Below are 19,237 nucleotides of genomic sequence, written 5' to 3'. Positions count from 1 at the left end.
TTTTCTTATCTCAGGTGTCACAATAACTATTTGAATCTAAGCTGTATTAAACCGCAGCAAGGCTGATGCAAAAGCCTGCAATAGTTGCCGCCATCAGGTTAGATAGTGTACCCGCAGCCACGGCTTTCAGACCCATACGTGCGATGTCGTGACGGCGGTTAGGTGCAATCCCCCCCAGACCACCAAGAAGAATCGCAATAGATGACAGGTTGGCAAAACCGCAGAGCGCAAATGAGATAATTGCCGTTGTCTTTTCGGTCATGACTTCACCTGTAGCAGGTACAACCTGACCATCCTCCCCAAGGTAAGGGACGAAGTTAACGTAGGCGACAAATTCGTTCACTATGGTCTTCTGACCAATAAATGAACCAGCCAGTGTTGCTTCTTCCCAAGGAACACCAATCAGGAAAGCCAGAGGAGCCAAGAGCCAACCAAGAATAAGCTCCAGACTTAGCTGCTCGTAACCGAACCAGCCGCCGATACCACTGAAAATACCGTTAATAAGTGCGATAAGACCGATAAATGCAATAAGCATTGCACCAACGTTTAACGCCAGGCTAAGACCCGCTGAAGCACCGCTAGCTGCTGCATCAATAACATTAGCTGGTTTCTCGTCTTCACCCGCAATTTCCTGGTCAGGGATTTCATCTTTGAAGTGGTCAGCTTCAGGTTTGATAATCTTGGCAAAGAGCAGACCACCAGGTGCAGCCATGAAAGATGCCGCAACAAGGTATTCTAGCGGCACACCCATCGACGCGTAGCCTGCCAATACCCCACCAGCCACAGAAGCCAAACCACCACACATTACCGCAAACAGCTCAGACTGTGTCATACGAGAAATAAACGGACGGACAACCAGAGGTGCCTCAGTCTGACCGACAAAAATATTAGCTGCCGCAGACATAGATTCCGCGCGGGATGTGCCCAGCGCTTTCTCCAGTGCACCACCAAGGATCTTGATTACCCACTGCATCGCACCAATGTAGTAAAGCACAGAGATCAATGCAGAAAAGAAGATAAGTGTTGGAAGAACTCGGAATGCAAAGATAAAACCACCACCACCAAATACTTCAAACATCTTGTCAGAAACGAGACCACCGAACAGGAAAGACGTACCGTCGTTACCGTAATTGATAACATTGGCAACACCATCAGAGAAACCACCTAACAGGTCTTTCCCCCAGGGGACATACAGAACGAATGCTCCAAGTGCAAATTGAATAGCAAAAGCACCTCCGACAGTTCTAAGGTTTATTGCCTTTCTGTTGTCAGAAAGGAGTACAGCTATGGCTAAAAGAACAACCATACCAACTAGACTCATTAAAATGCTCATCGTGTAAGGTATCCTTATTGCTAGAAAATATTGAGAACAGCTCCATCAGCGTCGATAAAAACTGTTTCTCGGCCAGAAAAAGGCATTAATATATTTTATATCTAATAAGGACAGATGATTCTCATGAGACCGGTTTTCAGGTAGGCCATGCTGGCCTACCTAGTTGACAGCAAAATAACAGACAGGATTGTTTGTATAGTTAGGCAAATAGAACAGTAAAAGCATTACCGACTAACTTTCAGCTATGCAGGACAATAGCTTAACGGTAATGTCAGCCGATAGAGGTGGATTTAACAGTTATTTTCTACCTTATTTGTTGGAGTTTGGGACTAAATGCTCTTGTAGAGAAGCTACAAGCGTTTCATATTCTACGTCATCTCCTGGTTCTGGGAAGTTAACGCCTGATATTGATCTGGGTGAAATGAAAATGTAGGTTCGTTTATCAAATTCCCATTCTCTAATAATACCTTTGACAGGTTCATCCTCTGCTGTATCAAGAATTTCTGCCATCCCTTTATCTTCATTAACCGGGTTCCCATTTGTTGTTCTGCCTTTGCCATCAGGTGATTTAAGTGTCACTACGACAGCACTGACCATTGGTAGGCCCAGTATGTTTTCACAAACAAAGAAGATACTGCCAGCATCCCCCTCAAGCCCTGCTCTCTTAGCCTCCTCTAATCGGCTGGACATCGTACGAAACAACCCACGGGAAAAGTGGAGTCTGCTTTCGCCGAACTCTCGCCCTAAGATGCTTTCGGTGAGTTCCTTGCTCATTGTGTCACCGACGGCACTCGACGACGCTTTGATTGACTCACGTTTCGCTTCAACAAAGAATTCAGATTTACCGAGTATCTTTAGAATGGCATCAGAACTGTAAATAGAGTTGGCTTTGCCTTGAGCGCCCTTGTGGGTAGCGATGGCTTTCGTCATCGCCGCAAAGAAAATGCTCATATCAGAAAACATATGCTTCAAGGCATCACTGACTACCTCAGCCCCTTCATTGGTAGTGCATACCATTACATTACCCGTCTCATTGAAGGCATAGTATTTGCGTAACGGAGCATAATGAGAGCTCTTAGACTCACTTCGCTTCGAACGAAACAGCCAACTGAACATACCCATGGCTTAACCCTTTGGATTATCTGCAGGGGTGGATGTACCTGAAGAGCCCTCTGTTCCCTCTATGCTGCGCTTCATCGATTCAACTAAATTGTTGAACTCGGGATCAGACATGGCCTCGTTAAGTTCACTCGCCTGACGAATAAAATTGGGTGGCACAAATAAATGCACTTCCTTTTCAATATGAAATATTTTCTTTTGATTGTTGGCATCGAAACAAGGTCCAAGCTTAAGGCCTCCTTCAGATAAACTCGCATCAATAGAAAAGACAAGCGGGGTAATTGAAACCGCACCCATTAGATACTCACAGACAAAAATGATAGTGCCAACTTTCTTATTTGATGTCACTTTGTTCTGTGCAACTTTGAGTCCTTCACTTCCTACCGATGCAATCAGTGAACGCAAGGAGTGAGATAATGCAGCCAGGTTTCCGCTCAGTCCGAGAAGTGCCTGAATAAGTTGATTCGAAAATGTAACCCCCCAGCTACTGCTTTCAAAATTGATCGTACTTTTCGTCACATTAACAAAAAGCCCCGAGCCCATGATCAACTCATTCAATGCATCATAGTCATAAAGTGATTTTCCTGAATCTGACATCGCCTTGGTTAATGCGGCAAAAAATACGCTGACCTGAGCAAAGGCTTCCTTGGCCTCCTCCGAGATATTTTCAGGCGTATCAGGAGAGCTTAGCGTTGTAGCAATAAATAGGTTTCCAGTTGCATTGATGACAAATTGCTTCGTAGCAGGAATATTCGCTTGATTATTCGAAATCGGGTTCTTGGCGCGAGAATCATCTGTACTGATTTCTACCATAGCATCCTTAGCCATTTTTCTCTCCCTCTAAATTGATGGTGTTATACTGCCTGTATTGAGCCAAAGGTTTTTGTCACGCTATATAGGGAACATGCGAGCTGTCATTATGAATAATTTTATATAAGGAACTCTTCTCTATACCATTTCCACATTAGGCTATATTTAAAAGTTTTAGATGTTGAATGTTTCAATAGTTTACTTTGATCACAACAAATACATTATAGGGCTACTCTCAAAACACTTTTTTGCGTGATCCATGTGGTATGTAAGGTAGATCACAGGTTTTATAATTACCAAGTGCAAAACCTAATAAACATATCCTGGGTCAACTCCACATGAACTAGATCCAGTATCTCTGCTTGCAAATAAAGAGAGTTACCCGCCTTGATCTAAGAGGTAACTCTCGTTCTTCATATTCGCAATCAATAATATTTTCACAGATTGCTTAACGCAAACACAACTATCTAAATCAGCTTAATTCCGTTGTCTTTCACCACCGCCTCAAACGACTCATCAAGGAATTTCACGTTTGTATATCCCTTATTTATTAACGTGGTATAAGCGAGTGACGCGCGTGCTCCGCCTGCGCAATGTAAAATAACAAGGCCGGTTTTGGGAATACGGTCAAGGTTCTTATCTAGCTCTTCAAGAGGAATGTTGATCGCACCTTTCAGGTGACCATGGCTTACTTCATCAGGAGAGCGCACGTCAATGACTGTTGCAGTTCCTGATGTCACAGCTTTAACAAAGTCTTTCTCATCAATAGCCCCTTTAGCCAACTTTTTGACATAATTGAGCTCTTCTGCAATCTTGCCTGTCTCAACAGGTAAATTCGCCTGCTTCCACGCCAACACGCCACCATTCAATATCGAGACATTCTTGAACTTCCAGAAAGTCAGAATCTCATAGGCTTCTATTGCATCGTCACTTGAGTCACTTTCAGCAACAATGATGATCGGAGCCTTTTTATCCCTGAGATCGAAAATAGTTCGCTTATTAGTCGGGTATTTGTCTTGGTTCCACTGTTCGTGCATCTCCAGCAGCTTCTCTGCAGGCAGGTGAACAGCTCCTTTGATGTAACTCTTTGGTGACGTTCTGACATCCAGAATAATATGATGAATATCCAGATTCTCTGCTAGCCATACTTTATTAACATGTGAAGGGTATACCTCTTCTTTCCATACCGGATAACCTTCAACATATGCCTTCACATTTTTATATCCATTAGCCTTGGCAATTCTTAGCGCCTTGGGACTGAGCGGGCATGTTACCCCTCCGCAATAGAACACCAATGGTGTCGCCTTGTCTTCTGGTAACCAATGAAGGTTTTGTTGTAACTTATTGGCAGGTGTCGCCTTGGCCCCGGGAATATGGCCAGTCTGGTATTTGCTAACCGGGCGGGCATCACCAATAAACAGTGGTTGTCCGTCATCAATTAATTCATACAGTTCTTCTGTATCGATTACTTGCTCTTTAGGAAGCTTGACCAGAATCCGTTTTATTTTTCTAGCCACGCCATTGCCATCAAGCGTTGCCTTAAACTTTGTATTGGCTGTGAGCTCTGTGAATGAATTGGCACTTTCAAGCTTCGTCTTATCGGTAAACTTTATTACATTGACTTCATTTGTTTTCGGGTTGAGGTACTGAATGACTTTCCCTTTCACTGATATCGATTGGATTTTACCGACAACATCTTCCGCCATCAGTGAAAACGGCATCCCAAATAAGACGAGTAGTATAGCGGCTTTCTTAAACATGAGTATTCTCCATTAATACACAGCAACAAATCCTTTATCCAGCCTTTCACACATAGGAAGCTCCCGATGTGAAGATCTTTTTTCATTAATTACAACTCGGTAGTTCCCCGCTATCCGCAGCATACTTCACAGCAAAATCTTTAATGTGCGGTGCAATTTCCTGAAACTTGTCGCTGGCCAGAAATTCCGCTGCGTTCGGATGTTTTTTACTGTACTTTTTGATGAACCTTGCTCCATCTTTCTTGAAATAGCGTTTCCACTCGACTTTCAAATGCTGTTCAGCAAACTCCTGTCCATTGTATTCAAAGTAAGGCCGCAGATATTCCAGATAATATTCTTGTCCTTTGGCGGCATCTGCAGATACGCCAAAGGAAATTAGAGCGAACATTAGTCCCAAAACATATTTTTTCATTACATTTCCCCTTTAATCGTTAATCTATAATCTGTCATTCATCGATAACTTCTTTCCCCGTTAGCATCGCTTTGAGGTGACTTGAAAGCTTGGCTCCCAGGGTAATCAAATATAAATGCACAATAAGAAACGCGAGTATGGTATAGGCTGTAAAGGTATGTATCACAGCCACAATACCGATCTGTTCGATATACCCGGCTGCACGTAATTCAGGAAAGAAATAGAAAATCAGACCTGTCGCGATCTGAACCGGAATCAGAACAAATAACAGCCCCAAATAAGCTATTCGCTGAAGTGGGTTAAATTTATTGTCCGGTGACATATGGTGTGGGTGTGGCTCACCAACAAACACCCCATAAAGGTAATAGTGAAGCACAACGTCTATCCCTTTTTTATCAGGCACATACTGCTTCCATTCTCCAGTCGTAAACACCCAGGTAAAGATCAATACAACGATTGTCATCCACAGAAAGCCTCCCCAATGATGAAGGGTTGAGCTTTGCTGAAAACCAAACAGGTTCATAACCCCGTGGAGCTCCAGCCCGGTCAAAATAAGCAGTAACACCAGTAACGCCTGTCCCCAATGCCAGAAGCGTTCAAATCGCTTAAAAATTACAATTGTTTTTTTCATCACCTTTCCCCATTTTCATTACTTCTGGTTACTGGCAGATTGGGCTTTCCTACGGCGAATCGTCACAATACGGGTAAGCGCATGTATAATGACCGCGGCTAGCCCTCCCCATATAGCAATCATGCCAAAATACTCAACGATGGAATTGCTATCACGTCCAACCAGATAGAAGTCATTCAGCCCGGCCAGCCGGCTATCTCGACTGTGGCAAGCTTCGCACGCTACAGCGTGATCTTTGGGAGCAACCATATGCTTGATTGGCCAGTAACCATTTGTTTCAATGAAGTCATATTGACCGCTAAACGCCACCCCGTTCAGTCTGGCACCAGCAGCCAGAGCTTTATTCCAGTCATATTCAGTCCAGAACGCACCTGAACCAGGGCGACCGTATAGCTTGATTGGTAACATACGATTTAGCTCTGTATCGTAAGGTTGTTTGCCTCGGTGGATTTTAAAAGGCCAGATCCGCGCATCCGGATCGTTATAATTGCCTGTTGGCGGATTGATATCTATTGGTGCTCTATCGGGGGCAATTGTGTCTAGCAATGTCATCTGCTTCAGTTCACCTTTGTACCAACGATATTCCGGTACGACATTACGCCCCCAGGTAAACGAGCCTTTCTTGCTCATATAGGCATGATTAACCACGCCATCGAACTCCTGATCGATGGTCATCGGCTTACCATTTTTCATCTGCCCGGCTGTAGACCAGTCCCAGGATAGTTTAGTTAGATATGGCCCTCGAGCCATTTCCGGAATATGACAGGATGCGCAGGCCACTTTAGCCGTGTGATTATCGAGTACACGCTCCTGGTGCGGCGTGGCACTGTGGCATGATTCACAGGAAAGATTATTGCCTTCCCGCGACACCCGGCCTTTGTCCATTTCATAATCTAAGAATGCAGATCGATCATTATAACGACCAGCGATTTTATGTTCGCTGGCGGTATGGCAAGTCTGACAGCTAAAATTCAGTTTTTCCGGACTCATATGTACGTCCAGCTCAAAGGCAGGATCGACTAACGACAGATCTGTATCACCATGCTTGACGCCGTTTCCGCCACCACCCACCGCATGACAAGCCAAGCAGTTCTCGCGATCCGGGCTACCTACATGCTGAGCGACATATTTCAGGTCAACCGCTTTCTGAACCTTGCCTGCCACCTTTGTGTCTTCATAATAAGGGTGACCGGAGGAAGCTGCCGATTTTCTATAAGTTTCTGTTTTGTCATGACAAACTAGGCAATCAACATTCTCCTCTGCATCATGCTCAAAATCTTCATTACGCCAGCCATAACCAATATGACATTGGGTACAGCTCTCGTTCCCTCGGGCTGAAACACAGTAGTTATTTAACCCATTTTTCCCTTTACCGACTTCAACGCCGTCTATTTCCTTTGACCATGTCCAGTGGAAAGTCTTATGGATCTGCTTAGAAGCTTCGGTATGACAACTAAGGCAAGCTTCGGTCACATCCGGTGCATAATCAAAGTCCTGATCCAGGATCTCAAATGTTGAGTGATCTGCGGTACTGGCTATCGTCGGAATATTACGCTTAGTAACATCCTCTTCGCTAATAACACTAGCTAAACCATTCGAGCAAAGACCCAGCAGTAGCAACAAAAATAGTTGAGTTTTCATTAGTACGAGCCACCTTCAGCAATATGATTCCAACCAGCGTGATTACAAAGTCACTCTCATCGCCAGCATGAAGGCCACAAACTAGAATATTAGACTTCAATAATAATCTAATATAAGTATGTAGACTTAGCCCTTAACGCTAAACACGATTGGGGCCAACTCTGGGTGAAAGCACTAACCAAACATGAGTTAGAAAAAGCTAAAAAACAAAACGCTTATTTACTTATTGCTAATGTAGTACCCATATACCTACAATTGACAAGGTTATTAGCCATTCCTATAACCTAGATCACAATATTTATTTTCATATTGTTTTCAATGCATTTGCTTTTTATCAAAGAAATTTATTTTTTATACGAAAAACAGATGATTAAAAAATAAGCTAGTAAGTGGGCTCAGTAGGCGCTCTCTCTACGGGCCTTGCCTTCAGGTCAGGCCTTTCTATGACAACTTAAACGGTGTACTACCTCACATTCACATTAAAGCAGGTGCCGAAACATAAGCTAGCGTGTAAACTTGAGCCAGTGATTAAATCCCAGCTAAAACAGGTGAATCAGAAATGACTCATGAAACTAAAACAATGGAAGTGCCAGTAGCAATCGCCGATAGAGTGCAGACTTTAATTGATGCCTATGAAGCCAAAGAGAAATTCAATGCTGAGCGTAAAGAGGTAGTCAACAACTTACTTTCTATGGATAACCTTAGTTGTGAGATGGCTGTTTACAGTTTGCCTCAAGGCGAATTGCTAGATACTCTCAGATTTGTGTACGAATTATCCGGTACTAACAACAGATTCATCAAAAATATACTGACACAATCCAGAGAGAACCCTAAGAAGGTCTTATCTGATTCCCAAAGATCGTCAGCAAAGAGCTTGTTATTTAATCTGATCAATGATCCTTCAGTCATTTCAGCGATGAAAGAGATGTAGTAAGTCCCTTGCATTAAATGTGTTAACCATAAGATCAAACAGTGCCAAGTATTAGCCAATACTTGGCACAATTTTTCTGAGGGTCCCGGCCCCGGTACAACGTAAGAATTCCGAGCATTCACTTCTTCCTCGCACAGAGAACAACCAACTTTTAGATTCTTTTTTCGCAGACAAAACCGGCAGCCGTAAAGAAATTATCAAATCGCGACATAGCGCGTTCTGCCAGCTACTATAAGGTGCTGTTGACTCATCGCACCTTAATAAAGGTTATAAAACAGGCGCTAGGAGATTTCTAACGCCAGCAGGTAATGAATAAAGCCCAATTAATCGACAACACTGCTATTTATAATATCTCGGTGCAATTTCCACTGTCCGGCCTCTTTTTTCCAGATAACAACATACTTGCCATTATCCAGCATGGTTCCACCGTCACCTTCAAGTATATACTTACCCACTTCAGTGGCTGTATCACCATAATCCTCGACTTCGAGTGTTTCTAACTGGATAGATTTAATACCAGAATCCATAAGAGTTTGAAGTGTTGACTGCAATGCTTCTCTTCCTGTTACGAAGTCGCTGTTTGGCAGTAAGAACTGTCCATTCTCTGTATACAGGTTGGCCACACCAGCAGCATCACCCAGACTGAAATTATGAGAATATTGTTTGTTAGCATTAACAATATCTTCAAAAATAGGATTGACCTGGGCCATGTTCTTCTCCTTTGTTCACGTTTCACCTAAGTATACGTAATGGGCGCAGGAACATAAGAATTCTTTACACGCTAGTGAAACCTCGATAGCAAACTAAATAGCAGCAATGTTGACACTGAGGTTACAAACAGGCGAGTCTGCTTTCCTCTGAGCATGTCGTTAGTCAAACTGTGCTTAACCGTTACCCAAAGCCGTTACTGCTTAGCAATAGTCAGTATCCCGACTTCAAGGAATTTCACTGGCAAGAAATCCAGCAGCTCTGGCCAATACTGTTCCACTTCTTCAAGAAAATACTGTGGCTATCTTATGGAACTAGAAGTCTGATAGCCAATCTGTAAATTAAGCAGATTAGAAAGTGACAAACCTGTCAGTCTAGCCAACAATGGCTTAGGTTTTAGGTGTAATGACAAATCAGGCTGCATAATCATACAGCCTGACAAGATCGTTCAGACAATAAGTTTGATATAACCTTATGACTCTTTTCGCTTAAAAAGCTTTTTAAAGAAGGCACCAATACCGACTACAATAACCAAGCCGAACTTCTTAAGGAATACCATCGCAGCAGCTAAGAGTCCCGTTTTAGTTGCGACTTTACCTGCCACTAATGCACCCAACCCATACGCAGCCATTTGATCGGTACTGGAATCAAAGTCGATATACCTTGACCCTTGATCAAATTCTGCCAGTGCTAACACTGAATCTAACTGTGACTCAATAAGGTCTTTCTGATCCATTGCCGCAATGAAATTTAAAACCAAGACACCTTTACGGCCCAACACTCTGATATTGTAATTAAGCGTGTTAACATCATCCTCACCAAACTTGAGCTCTTGAGCCCAATATAATTTATGCGTTTGCGCATCATAATGAGGTGCAGCCGCCCAGCCAACAAGTTCAATCGACTCGTAACCTTGATCGACACGAACCTGACTTTCCGCCACTGTATCGGCCTTCATCTTCTCTAATAGCTCGGAATAATTGATATCATTTGCATCACTATCAGATACATAACCGTCTTCCTCGTAACGAATCGTCACCGCCCATGAGTCATTATCAAATGGTGTCGAAGCAGAAGGAAAAATCATACCCAGCGTATTCTGACCTGGAGGATTCCCCCAAACATCAACTAAAACAATTTCTGAGTCGCTGGGTGATAGATAATAAAAGTCTTCCGGGATATCTAGTGTTGCAATAGCACTGGGTAGTTGTATTTTTCCTGTCTGGCGGTCTAGCGAATCCCAAACTTTCGACGCCCACTCATAATATGCATCTTCATCAGATTCGTTGCTTGCGGTTTCTGCAAAGGCCAGGCTTGGCAAAATCAAAAAAACGGACAAAAATAAAGCCCTAAGTTTCATAATTACTCCATTAATACTGCATAACACGAACACATCTCCGCAGGACACAAGCGCAAATGTCTATACTTTTGATTGCAAAACCAACCTGTTAATACAGCAGCTACGCAATGCTAGAGGTCGGTTTATTCGCGTTTAGAATGAGCGCGGTATAATACCAACCAGTTGAATATGAAATTTGATATTCGCCAAACAAATCATACTTAATGAGAAATTATTTAAGTAAATACATTCCTGCAAGCCATACACCTCTATGAGGCCAGGAAGTTCATCTGTCTTCGAGCAAAACAATAAGAAATCACAACCGTATAGTGATATCTCTACGCCGAAAGGTTAGAATCGCCGCCTAACTGCCTGGGAGCGGCTTGCTCCCTGGGTTCAACATCCATCACAATAGATCAGCATATGCACTCCCCGGAACAATGTTTTACGCCGTTTAAAGAACCTATTGATACATACAGCTTGCCGGAACGTTTTACGTTTCCGTTCTACTATGAGCCTCACCCTCTGTGCCTGCTGGCAGCAGAAGAGCTACAGCACCACCTGGAAACACAAACGGCGTGGCAGCATAACTTCGGCCTTTCCGAGGACAGTAGCGCACCTATAGGCAAGATGTTTGGCGTATTGCTGGTACAAAACCAGCAAGGTGAGATTGGCTACCTGTCAGCTTTCTCAGGAAAAATGGCGGATCAAAATCTTCTACCACACTTTGTTCCACCGGTGTTTGATATGCTGACTGAAGATAGCTTCTTTCTAAGCGAGCAGCTGGAAATCAACAGACTCACCGCTGTTATCAAAGAGCTAGCGAGCAATCCCGAAATTGAGTTAACTCGCCAGACCCTAAAACAAGAACAAGCCGAAAGCCGTAAACAACTGGAAGCTCACCGAAGCCGTATGGTCGAAGGACGCAAAACACGGAAGGCGCTACGGGCCAACGGCGCCACCCTTTCATCAGATGAGCTTCAAGAGCTGAAAAAGCGACTTAGTCAAGAAAGTGTGATTGAAAAGCTGCAGCTGCGAGATCTTAAGCTACATTGGGAATCACGCCTAGGTGCTTTGCAACAACAGCTCAATGAGCTTACTGATGAAGTAAATGAGCTCAAAGCCAAGCGTAAGTCCCTCTCATCTGAACTGCAAAAGAAGCTGTTTGCTCAATACCGTTTCCTTAACGTAGACGGCAACGAGAAAGATCTCAATGAACTGTTTGTCGATACAACCCGCAAGGTTCCACCTGCAGGTGCCGGTGAGTGCGCTGCCCCCAAGTTGTTGCAGTACGCTTTCAAATGGGGAATGAAGCCGCTGGCAATGGCTGAGTTTTGGTGGGGCTCATCACCAAAATCTGAGATCAGGCAGCATAAAAACTTCTACCCGGCCTGCAAAGGTAAATGCCAACCGATTTTGGAGCATATGCTGGACGGTATTGAAATGGATGAAAACCCGCTACTGGTTAATCCTTGCGAAGGAAAAACCGTCGAGGTTATCTACCAGGATAAAGATATGGCTGTAGTCAACAAGCCAGCTGAGTTCCTATCGGTACCGGGAAAAACCATTGAAGATTCTGTATACCTAAGGATGAAGCAACAGTTTCCAGAAGCAACGGGGCCGCTTATTGTTCATCGACTCGATATGTCTACCTCCGGGTTGATGGTTATTGCATTAAGCCACCGGGCAAATAAAAGCCTTCAGAAGCAGTTCATCCAGCGTACCGTGCAAAAGCGCTATGTTGCCTTGGTCGACGGCTTGATTGAACAAGACGAAGGCATTATTAAGCTGCCTTTGCGTGGTGATATTGATGACCGCCCTCGCCAGTTAGTTTGCTACCAGCACGGCAAGCCAGCGGAAACCAAATGGGAAGTTATTGAACGAAAGAACGCACGCACTAAGGTCTATTTGTACCCTAAAACAGGGCGTACCCATCAACTTCGCGTTCACTGTGCCCATATTGAAGGCCTGCATATGCCGATGATTGGTGATGACCTTTACGGCAAAAAAGCCGACCGTCTTCACCTGCACGCAGAAAGGCTTGAACTGACTCATCCCATTACCAATGAGTTCATGCAATTCCAGGTTGAAGCTGAGTTTTAAATCGCACCATTAGCAAATCAAAACCTGCCACTAAAACTGAGCAGTAGTCACAAAAAAACCCAACCAGTGTGCATTCACCGGTTGGGCTTTTAGTAATCAGCTCAATGAGTCTGTCGATTACTTAGAATCGGCACGGCTCATGAATTTATGCTCGGCAGTGTTGACCTTGATCTTTTCACCGCTGGCAATGTACTCAGGCACCTGAACAGTAAGGCCAGTTGACAGTACAGCAGGCTTGGTACGAGCACTTGCCGATGCACCTTTGATCGAAGGATCGGTTTCAACAATCACCAAGTCAACCGTTGCAGGCAGTTCAATCGCGACTGGAGAACCGTCTACAGTCAGAACCTGGATACCTTTGGTCTCTTCAGTAATGAACAGAAGTTCTTCGGCAATCGCCTCTTTATTGAAGTTGTACGGTGTATAGTCTTCATCATCCATGAAGACATACTCATCACCGTCAATGTAAGAGAAAGATGCCTGATGACGGCTGAAGTCAGCCAGGTTGATCATCTCATCTGCTTTGAAGCTTTCATCAGCTTTCACGCCTGTAGCAACATCATACAGACGCATTCTGTAAAGGCTTGCACCTGCGCGGCCGCTTGGTGTCAACTTGCTGATCTCTTTAACAAGGTACACTTTGCCGTTATGTTCGATAGCTGCAAACTTTTTAATTTCACTTGCCTTTGGCATGGTAGTCATCCCATAAATAAACAGTGAGGAGAAATTATCACGAACTGGATGTTAGGCAAGTATTATTGGAAACAAATGCTGATTTTTTAACCGCTTAATCCATTCTTGCAACTCGCGTCGCGCTACAGATGCCTATTATCCGTCCAATGATGCAACAGCTGGCCTGAACGTGTTTCCAGATACTCTCCGCCAGCCACTTTCCGGCAACCATTGACCCATAGCTCTCTTAGCCCGCAGGCGACGGCATCCGGTTGATCTATTGTCGAATGGTCACTGAAATCAGCACCAAACAGACTGATATCAGCATAGTAGCCAGATGCAATTTTACCACGCTTGCGCAACCCGAATGTCTCTGCACTCAGCGCTGTCATCTTATGAATAGCCTGCTCTAAGGGGAGAAGCTGCTTATGTTTAACAAACTGATTAAGAATTCGAGGGAAAGTCCCGCTTACCCTTGGATGGATCTGACCGCCGAAAATGGTATCAGTACCGACCATCCCCCTCGGGTGGGTAAAAATACGCTCTACCAGCGCTTCATCCATGAAGTAGTCAATCATTCGTACATTGCCGCGCTCACTGACAAGAAGATCCAGCACAAAGTCTACCGGGTGCTGATCCGTTTGCCGGGCACACTCTGATACCGATTGCCCCAGCCATTGCCTTGCTGACGGTGTTTCTACCTCGCATATCAGAATGTTCTCCCACCCTACCAAAGCAGGCAAGTTATCCCATGGTTCACCCGCCTGAGGTAACAGTCGCTCTGAAAACCAGTCCTTAACCTGCCGTCTGATTGGTTGAGTATTCAATGCATTCATTAACTCATCCGGTGCATAGGTACGAATAAGTGCAGGAGGCAAAATCGAAAACAACGTCGTACTGCCGTAATGATATGGGTATTGGTCAAAGGTCAGATTGTGACGATCGATCAACGCCAGTAACGAGTCAAGTTTGGCGGCATTACGTCGCCCTATCAATTTTAGGTGGGAAATATGTAACTGGCAGCCCGCTTGCTGTGAGATGGCAACCATCTCTTGCACTGCTTCCAGTATCTCGTCACTCTCACTACGCACATGAACAACAAGCGGTTTGCGATGTTGAGCCGCAACCTGTGCAACAGTGAGTAATTCTTCTTTGTCACTGAATAATGCCGGATGATAAATCAGCCCAAGGCTGATCCCTCTGGCCCCAGCAGCCAGCGTTTCATCGGTAAGCTTTGCCAGCTGGCAGCGCTGCTGTGAACTCATGGGGAAATGGCTATTGCCGCAGATTTGATAGCGCAACAAGCCATGGGGAAGAAACGCTGACAGATTTACTTCAAGCCCATGCTGACTCAATGAATGGCAGTAACTCGCATAGTCATCCCAGTTCCAGTCAACTGGTGGGTTCCCTATGATAAGCCGGTCCCGGAGTTCTGGCTGCAGATGTTTGGGCAAAGGAGCAACACCCAAACCACAAAGACCCACCAGCTCGGTTGTTATCCCCTGAAGCACTTTAGGCTTAAAACCCTTGGGCACGAACGTGGCCAAATCTGCATGGCTATGGACATCAATGAACCCCGGGGCAAGGTAGGCACCGTGGGCCTCAATCACCACATCAGCCCTTTCATCGATGCGTGGTGCTACCGAGGCAATAAACTCACCATCAATCAGCACATCCCCGGAAAAAGTGTTTCCGCCACTGCCATCAACCACTACCGCGTTTTTTATCAACTGGCGCATCGCATACTCCAAGATAATTCAACTGTTACATGCCTTTAGCTATGTCTGCTCATTTTATACCTCACAAGAACATAAGCAACAGGTTGATATCCCTTAAGCGCTTCTGATCAAAGCTAAAAACCACCCCGGACCGAGGTGGTTTAGTGTTAATCAACATGGATAATGCTACGAACAATGTCTTTCTATGGCCTAATCTTGCTAAAGTCCGTAAAGCGACTAGTATAAAGCACACCTTGTGGCTTCTCTTCATTGTCTGCCAGCGTTACGACCTTCGGTGTCTTTGCTGACGCATCAATAGCATTGATAGTTCGGTCATAATTAACGGTATAGAGTACATCATTGGCAAATCCATTAGGCTCCTGCCAGTACCAAACCTGAGTATTCTTGGCGAAATCATCAGAACAATCCGAACTTAGGAACAATGTCCCTCCCTCGGTATCCAGGCACTGATCGATATTGGCAATGCTACGGTAGCGTTTCTCCTGATCGTAAATAAATGATTGGGATTTTGAGCCATCAACACAGTTTTCAAAAGCTAATGCCCCACCCTCTTTCACCGTCAGGCACTGGGCACTGTCCTGGCTAAGGTAAGTAGATTTTATCGTTACAGAATCAGCTCCGAGGAACCACGGGCTTTCCCAATCCACCAGCAAAGAAAACTGATCGCTATAGGATAACTTTTCATAATCAGTCGATTCTTTCCAATCACGGTCAGCACTGGTATTAGCTGTCCATAACTGGCTGCCCGATGCGTAGCGACGTCCCAAAATCCAACGGTTATGGCCGAACAATGCCAAACTGTTCACGGTTGTCTTGACAGTAATATTGGACGAACCAGATGTCGTGTCTTTTGCCGCAATTTTCGCAACAAAATCAGGACGCAGCCCGCTGATAGCGAGTGGGTTATTTGATCTTAACTTGTCAAAGTTCCACGGATTGCCGCGGCGCTCGTCATAATCCCAACACCAACCATCTGCCGTGCCTAGATTACAAAAACCATTAACAGGCTTAATCGCTGATCCATATTTGTTGTTTACGTACTTGATATTATAACCATCACTATTTGTTTGGGTTACCAAGCCAAATTCTTTCTTGTTAGTAATGCTGTACTTGTCGGTAAAGCTATATTCAATATCCTTAATCGGGATCTTAGGTGAAAAACCCAAACCCACTTTGATACTAGTACTGGTTTCTTTTTCGATTTTTGACTCAACTTGATCCTGCATTCTCGGGTATAAGTCATTCAGGTAAATTTGGCCTGCCTGCAATTTTGCTTTGTCATTGACTTTGATATCGACATCTACTGCATCCAAATATTCATTATAAACGTAGCTAGAGTTGCTGTTGTGGTACCAACGGCGGTAAATATCTGACCAACTCCCCTCCATGCCCATATCGACACCAGATCCTTCGGCCAGTACTATCTCAACATATTTATCCTTGTCACCTGAGCGGGCATAAAACGGAGATTTGCTGTAGTAGCGTACTTTATATTTTAAAGTCACATTCCCTTTGTTCTGGCGTTCGACATTGAAACGACGATGAATAACAAACTCCATCACACTGCCGCTATCCTGAGCAGTCGATCGCCGGCTTCGGCTCAACTTACTGAGGTCATTAACCAGGCTTGAAGCAATATATTCTTCATCCATGTTATCAAGTAGGTAGATTTCCCTTTTCTTGATATCGTTCGGCTTAGTGACCAATACAACGTCGCTTTCTACCCCTAAACCCAACAGCTCATAGGTGAATGTCTTTCTCTGCTCTTGGTTGATATCAGCCAGGTTTAGGACATAGTAATTACAGTTTTCCGGTAATGAGCTTTCGTTTCCGTATAAATGGCACTCTTGCTGAAAATAGGGTGTTGTCGACTGAATAATATCGGATAATGTATCTGTCTGATCAATAGTTGATGAATGACTGACTGTACTAAACGTCATGAAAGTCATAGCTGCAACTGGATATAGAACCTTGCGCATCTCATTTCCTTTTAATGATTTATTTCTTATTGGTTGAAATGATGTTTCGCGCGCATTCTAAAAATAAAGTAAATACTCAGCCATAGCTAAAACTGATTATTGTGTTATTGAGTCGGAAAATAACACTTTTTTCAACAGGCTGAGCTGGGATGAACGTTATTTATAAAATCAGTATGATAAAAGAAATTACCTTTAAATTCTTACCTGTATTTAGACCGTGAATATTCTTTCATAAACTGCATTTTCAAACCTATTTCTCTAGGAAAAAACAATAAGGAAATGTGTCGATATTGTCTCATTTGGGTTATGGGAAATAGTAATCCAGCTATAGCAAGCGGCAATTCACAATTTCCCATTCTCCAGCCAAGTTATAGTTGGAAGGAATATCTCAATTCTGACGTCCATTAATTGAACACACATATTCAACTCATAACATACCACACACTTTCATAATGAGACTTAAGCATAGTCCCATGCAATAGATCGGGAATTTCACCTTATGAGCTTTAAACACCTGTCAGTCGGTAGAAAGATTGGCGCAGTATTTATGGTCATCTCTATCGCAGTCGCTGCGTTGGGAGGCTTTCTTACTTCTGAAGTCGGAAAACTCAAAGACAGTGTATTGGTACTAACGGATACGTCATTACCTAGCATTGTATTAGTTAAAGACATGCAGACGAATGCTGCTACCATCCGTAAAGATCAATTTTCTCTTATTCCGAATATTAACCACCCCAGCATGAATATCTGGATCGGTGACTATGAAAAAATGATAAGCGAAATGGATCACAAGCTCGCACAATACGAAGAAACATTGTGGAGTGACGATGACATCAAACATTTTAATGCCGTTAGCGATGCATGGCAGGGTTATAAATCACAGCAAGCCGCCTTTATTTCGGCCATTCGAGCCAAGGAAACATCACGTGCAAACCAGCTAGTACTGGACAGTTTTGACAGTTTTCTCAAAGTAGACGAAAGTCTTCAGGCATTGTTCGAGCTCAACCAGTCCTATACAGCCCAAGATAGATTAAAAGTGCTAGATCGCGTTTCACAAGCAAACCTGCTGACAATAAGCGGTATTGCCATCATCCTGGGCTTTATGATTGCCATGACGATCTTCCTGACTCGCCAAATCTGCCAGCCACTTAAGACAACAATCGAAATGGCGCAACGTATTGCCGCAGGCGATCTCACCTATCAGCTTGATCTCAATACTATGGGCAACGACGAACTGGGCAAGCTAGCATCGGCCTGTGTCTCGATGCAAAACAGACTTCGTGATTTGATCCACGAGATATCAAGCGCCGTCACCCAGCTTAGCGCAGCTATCGAGGAAGTTAGCGCAGTATCAGAGCAAACATCGCAAGGCATGAAGCAGCAACAAGACGAAATCAACATGATTGCTGCGGCCATGAACCAAATGCAATCTACCGTCAACGAAGTGGCCAGCAATACTGAAGATGCCTCTCACTCGGCCACAACCTCCACTGAAAATGCCAATCGAGGCAGCAAAAATGTACGGCAGAATATGCAAAGCATTCAGCAGGTTGCCGGCGTTATCGAAGATGCGGGCAAGATGGTTGAGCAACTAGAGAAAGACTCAGCCAGCATTGGTATGGTTGTCGATGTGATCAGCGGAATTGCCGAGCAAACCAATCTGCTTGCCCTGAATGCGGCTATTGAGGCTGCCCGTGCTGGTGAGCAGGGCCGCGGATTCGCTGTTGTTGCCGATGAAGTCCGCTCACTGGCAGGCAAGACGCAGGCATCAACCAGTGAAATCATCACAATCATTGAACAGTTGCAAAATAGAGCCAAAGAAGCAGGCGAAGCAACCAAACAGAGCTGCACCTTAATTCATGAGTGTGTTGGACAATCACAAGAAACAGGCAATGACATCGCTCAGATCGAACAGGAAGTTGGCCAGATAGCTACAATGAGTATGCAAATTGCCAGCGCCTGTAGCGAGCAGAACTCTGTCACTGAAGAGCTCGGACGCAATGTGGAAAACATCAGCTTATCGTCAACAGAGGTGGCTTCTGGTGCCGGGCAAACAGCCC

Annotated in this window: 16 protein-coding genes; 4 read left to right on the top strand and 12 right to left on the bottom strand. The window is 44.3% G+C overall.

The genetic code is table 11. The annotated features are described in order from the left end of the window. Window positions 1-46: 46 nt before the first annotated feature. The 7 genes from EIZ48_RS23810 to EIZ48_RS23780 form a co-directional block, all read right to left on the bottom strand. Window positions 47-1,333, bottom strand: a complete 1,287-nt coding sequence (locus EIZ48_RS23810) for a NupC/NupG family nucleoside CNT transporter (protein WP_160657305.1) — start codon at window positions 1,331-1,333, stop codon at window positions 47-49. A 309-nt stretch (window positions 1,334-1,642) separates the two neighbouring features. Further along, complete coding sequence (locus EIZ48_RS23805) at window positions 1,643-2,455, bottom strand: hypothetical protein (protein ID WP_160657302.1); 813 nt, start codon at window positions 2,453-2,455, stop codon at window positions 1,643-1,645. Between the two features lie 3 nt (window positions 2,456-2,458). Beyond that, complete coding sequence (locus EIZ48_RS23800) at window positions 2,459-3,280, bottom strand: hypothetical protein (protein ID WP_160657299.1); 822 nt, start codon at window positions 3,278-3,280, stop codon at window positions 2,459-2,461. 449 nt (window positions 3,281-3,729) lie between these two features. Then, window positions 3,730-5,022, bottom strand: a complete 1,293-nt coding sequence (locus tag EIZ48_RS23795; protein WP_160657296.1) for a rhodanese-like domain-containing protein — start codon at window positions 5,020-5,022, stop codon at window positions 3,730-3,732. Between the two features lie 85 nt (window positions 5,023-5,107). After that, window positions 5,108-5,434, bottom strand: a complete 327-nt coding sequence (locus EIZ48_RS23790) for a hypothetical protein (RefSeq protein ID WP_160657293.1) — start codon at window positions 5,432-5,434, stop codon at window positions 5,108-5,110. 34 nt (window positions 5,435-5,468) lie between these two features. Then, window positions 5,469-6,065: a cytochrome b/b6 domain-containing protein gene (locus EIZ48_RS23785; protein ID WP_160657290.1), complete on the bottom strand. Its 597-nt coding sequence runs from the start codon at window positions 6,063-6,065 to the stop codon at window positions 5,469-5,471. 18 nt (window positions 6,066-6,083) lie between these two features. After that, window positions 6,084-7,706 carry a tetrathionate reductase family octaheme c-type cytochrome gene (locus tag EIZ48_RS23780; RefSeq protein ID WP_160657287.1) on the bottom strand — a complete coding sequence of 541 codons (1,623 nt, stop codon included), beginning with the start codon at window positions 7,704-7,706 and terminating at the stop codon, window positions 6,084-6,086. A gap of 559 nt (window positions 7,707-8,265) precedes the next feature. Here EIZ48_RS23780 and EIZ48_RS23775 point away from each other — a divergent pair. Next, window positions 8,266-8,637, top strand: coding sequence for a hypothetical protein (locus EIZ48_RS23775; protein WP_160657284.1), 372 nt, complete (start codon window positions 8,266-8,268; stop codon window positions 8,635-8,637). 323 nt (window positions 8,638-8,960) lie between these two features. Here EIZ48_RS23775 and EIZ48_RS23770 read toward each other — a convergent pair whose 3' ends face one another. Then, window positions 8,961-9,347, bottom strand: a complete 387-nt coding sequence (locus tag EIZ48_RS23770; protein WP_160657281.1) for a YybH family protein — start codon at window positions 9,345-9,347, stop codon at window positions 8,961-8,963. A 137-nt stretch (window positions 9,348-9,484) separates the two neighbouring features. On the opposite strand from EIZ48_RS23770, the gene EIZ48_RS23765 reads away from it, so the two are divergent. Then, the gene (locus tag EIZ48_RS23765) at window positions 9,485-9,685 is read left to right on the top strand and encodes a DUF3404 domain-containing protein (protein ID WP_139310490.1); all 201 of its coding nucleotides are present in this window, start codon (window positions 9,485-9,487) and stop codon (window positions 9,683-9,685) included. A 132-nt stretch (window positions 9,686-9,817) separates the two neighbouring features. Here the strand turns inward: EIZ48_RS23765 and EIZ48_RS23760 are convergent, their stop codons facing one another. Beyond that, window positions 9,818-10,705: a DUF2167 domain-containing protein gene (locus EIZ48_RS23760; RefSeq protein ID WP_192928715.1), complete on the bottom strand. Its 888-nt coding sequence runs from the start codon at window positions 10,703-10,705 to the stop codon at window positions 9,818-9,820. Between the two features lie 369 nt (window positions 10,706-11,074). Between EIZ48_RS23760 and EIZ48_RS23755 the strand changes: the two genes are divergently transcribed. Beyond that, window positions 11,075-12,787 carry an RluA family pseudouridine synthase gene (locus EIZ48_RS23755; RefSeq protein WP_205298613.1) on the top strand — a complete coding sequence of 571 codons (1,713 nt, stop codon included), beginning with the start codon at window positions 11,075-11,077 and terminating at the stop codon, window positions 12,785-12,787. A gap of 117 nt (window positions 12,788-12,904) precedes the next feature. On the opposite strand, the gene efpL is transcribed toward EIZ48_RS23755, so the two are convergent. The 3 genes from efpL to EIZ48_RS23740 form a co-directional block, all read right to left on the bottom strand. Beyond that, window positions 12,905-13,480, bottom strand: a complete 576-nt coding sequence (efpL, locus tag EIZ48_RS23750; protein ID WP_075765988.1) for an elongation factor P-like protein EfpL — start codon at window positions 13,478-13,480, stop codon at window positions 12,905-12,907. 122 nt (window positions 13,481-13,602) lie between these two features. Continuing rightward, window positions 13,603-15,198, bottom strand: a complete 1,596-nt coding sequence (locus EIZ48_RS23745) for an N-acyl-D-amino-acid deacylase family protein (protein ID WP_160657276.1) — start codon at window positions 15,196-15,198, stop codon at window positions 13,603-13,605. A gap of 182 nt (window positions 15,199-15,380) precedes the next feature. Beyond that, the gene (locus tag EIZ48_RS23740; protein ID WP_240153080.1) at window positions 15,381-17,177 is read right to left on the bottom strand and encodes a ricin-type beta-trefoil lectin domain protein; all 1,797 of its coding nucleotides are present in this window, start codon (window positions 17,175-17,177) and stop codon (window positions 15,381-15,383) included. A gap of 499 nt (window positions 17,178-17,676) precedes the next feature. Between EIZ48_RS23740 and EIZ48_RS23735 the strand changes: the two genes are divergently transcribed. Beyond that, window positions 17,677-19,237: methyl-accepting chemotaxis protein (locus tag EIZ48_RS23735; protein ID WP_160657273.1), on the top strand; the 1,561-nt coding region annotated here is incomplete at its 3' end.

Source organism: Photobacterium alginatilyticum (assembly GCF_009910675.1).
Classification (GTDB): Bacteria; Pseudomonadota; Gammaproteobacteria; order Enterobacterales; family Vibrionaceae; genus Photobacterium; species Photobacterium alginatilyticum.
This window is presented reverse-complemented; position numbering and strand designations above follow the sequence as displayed.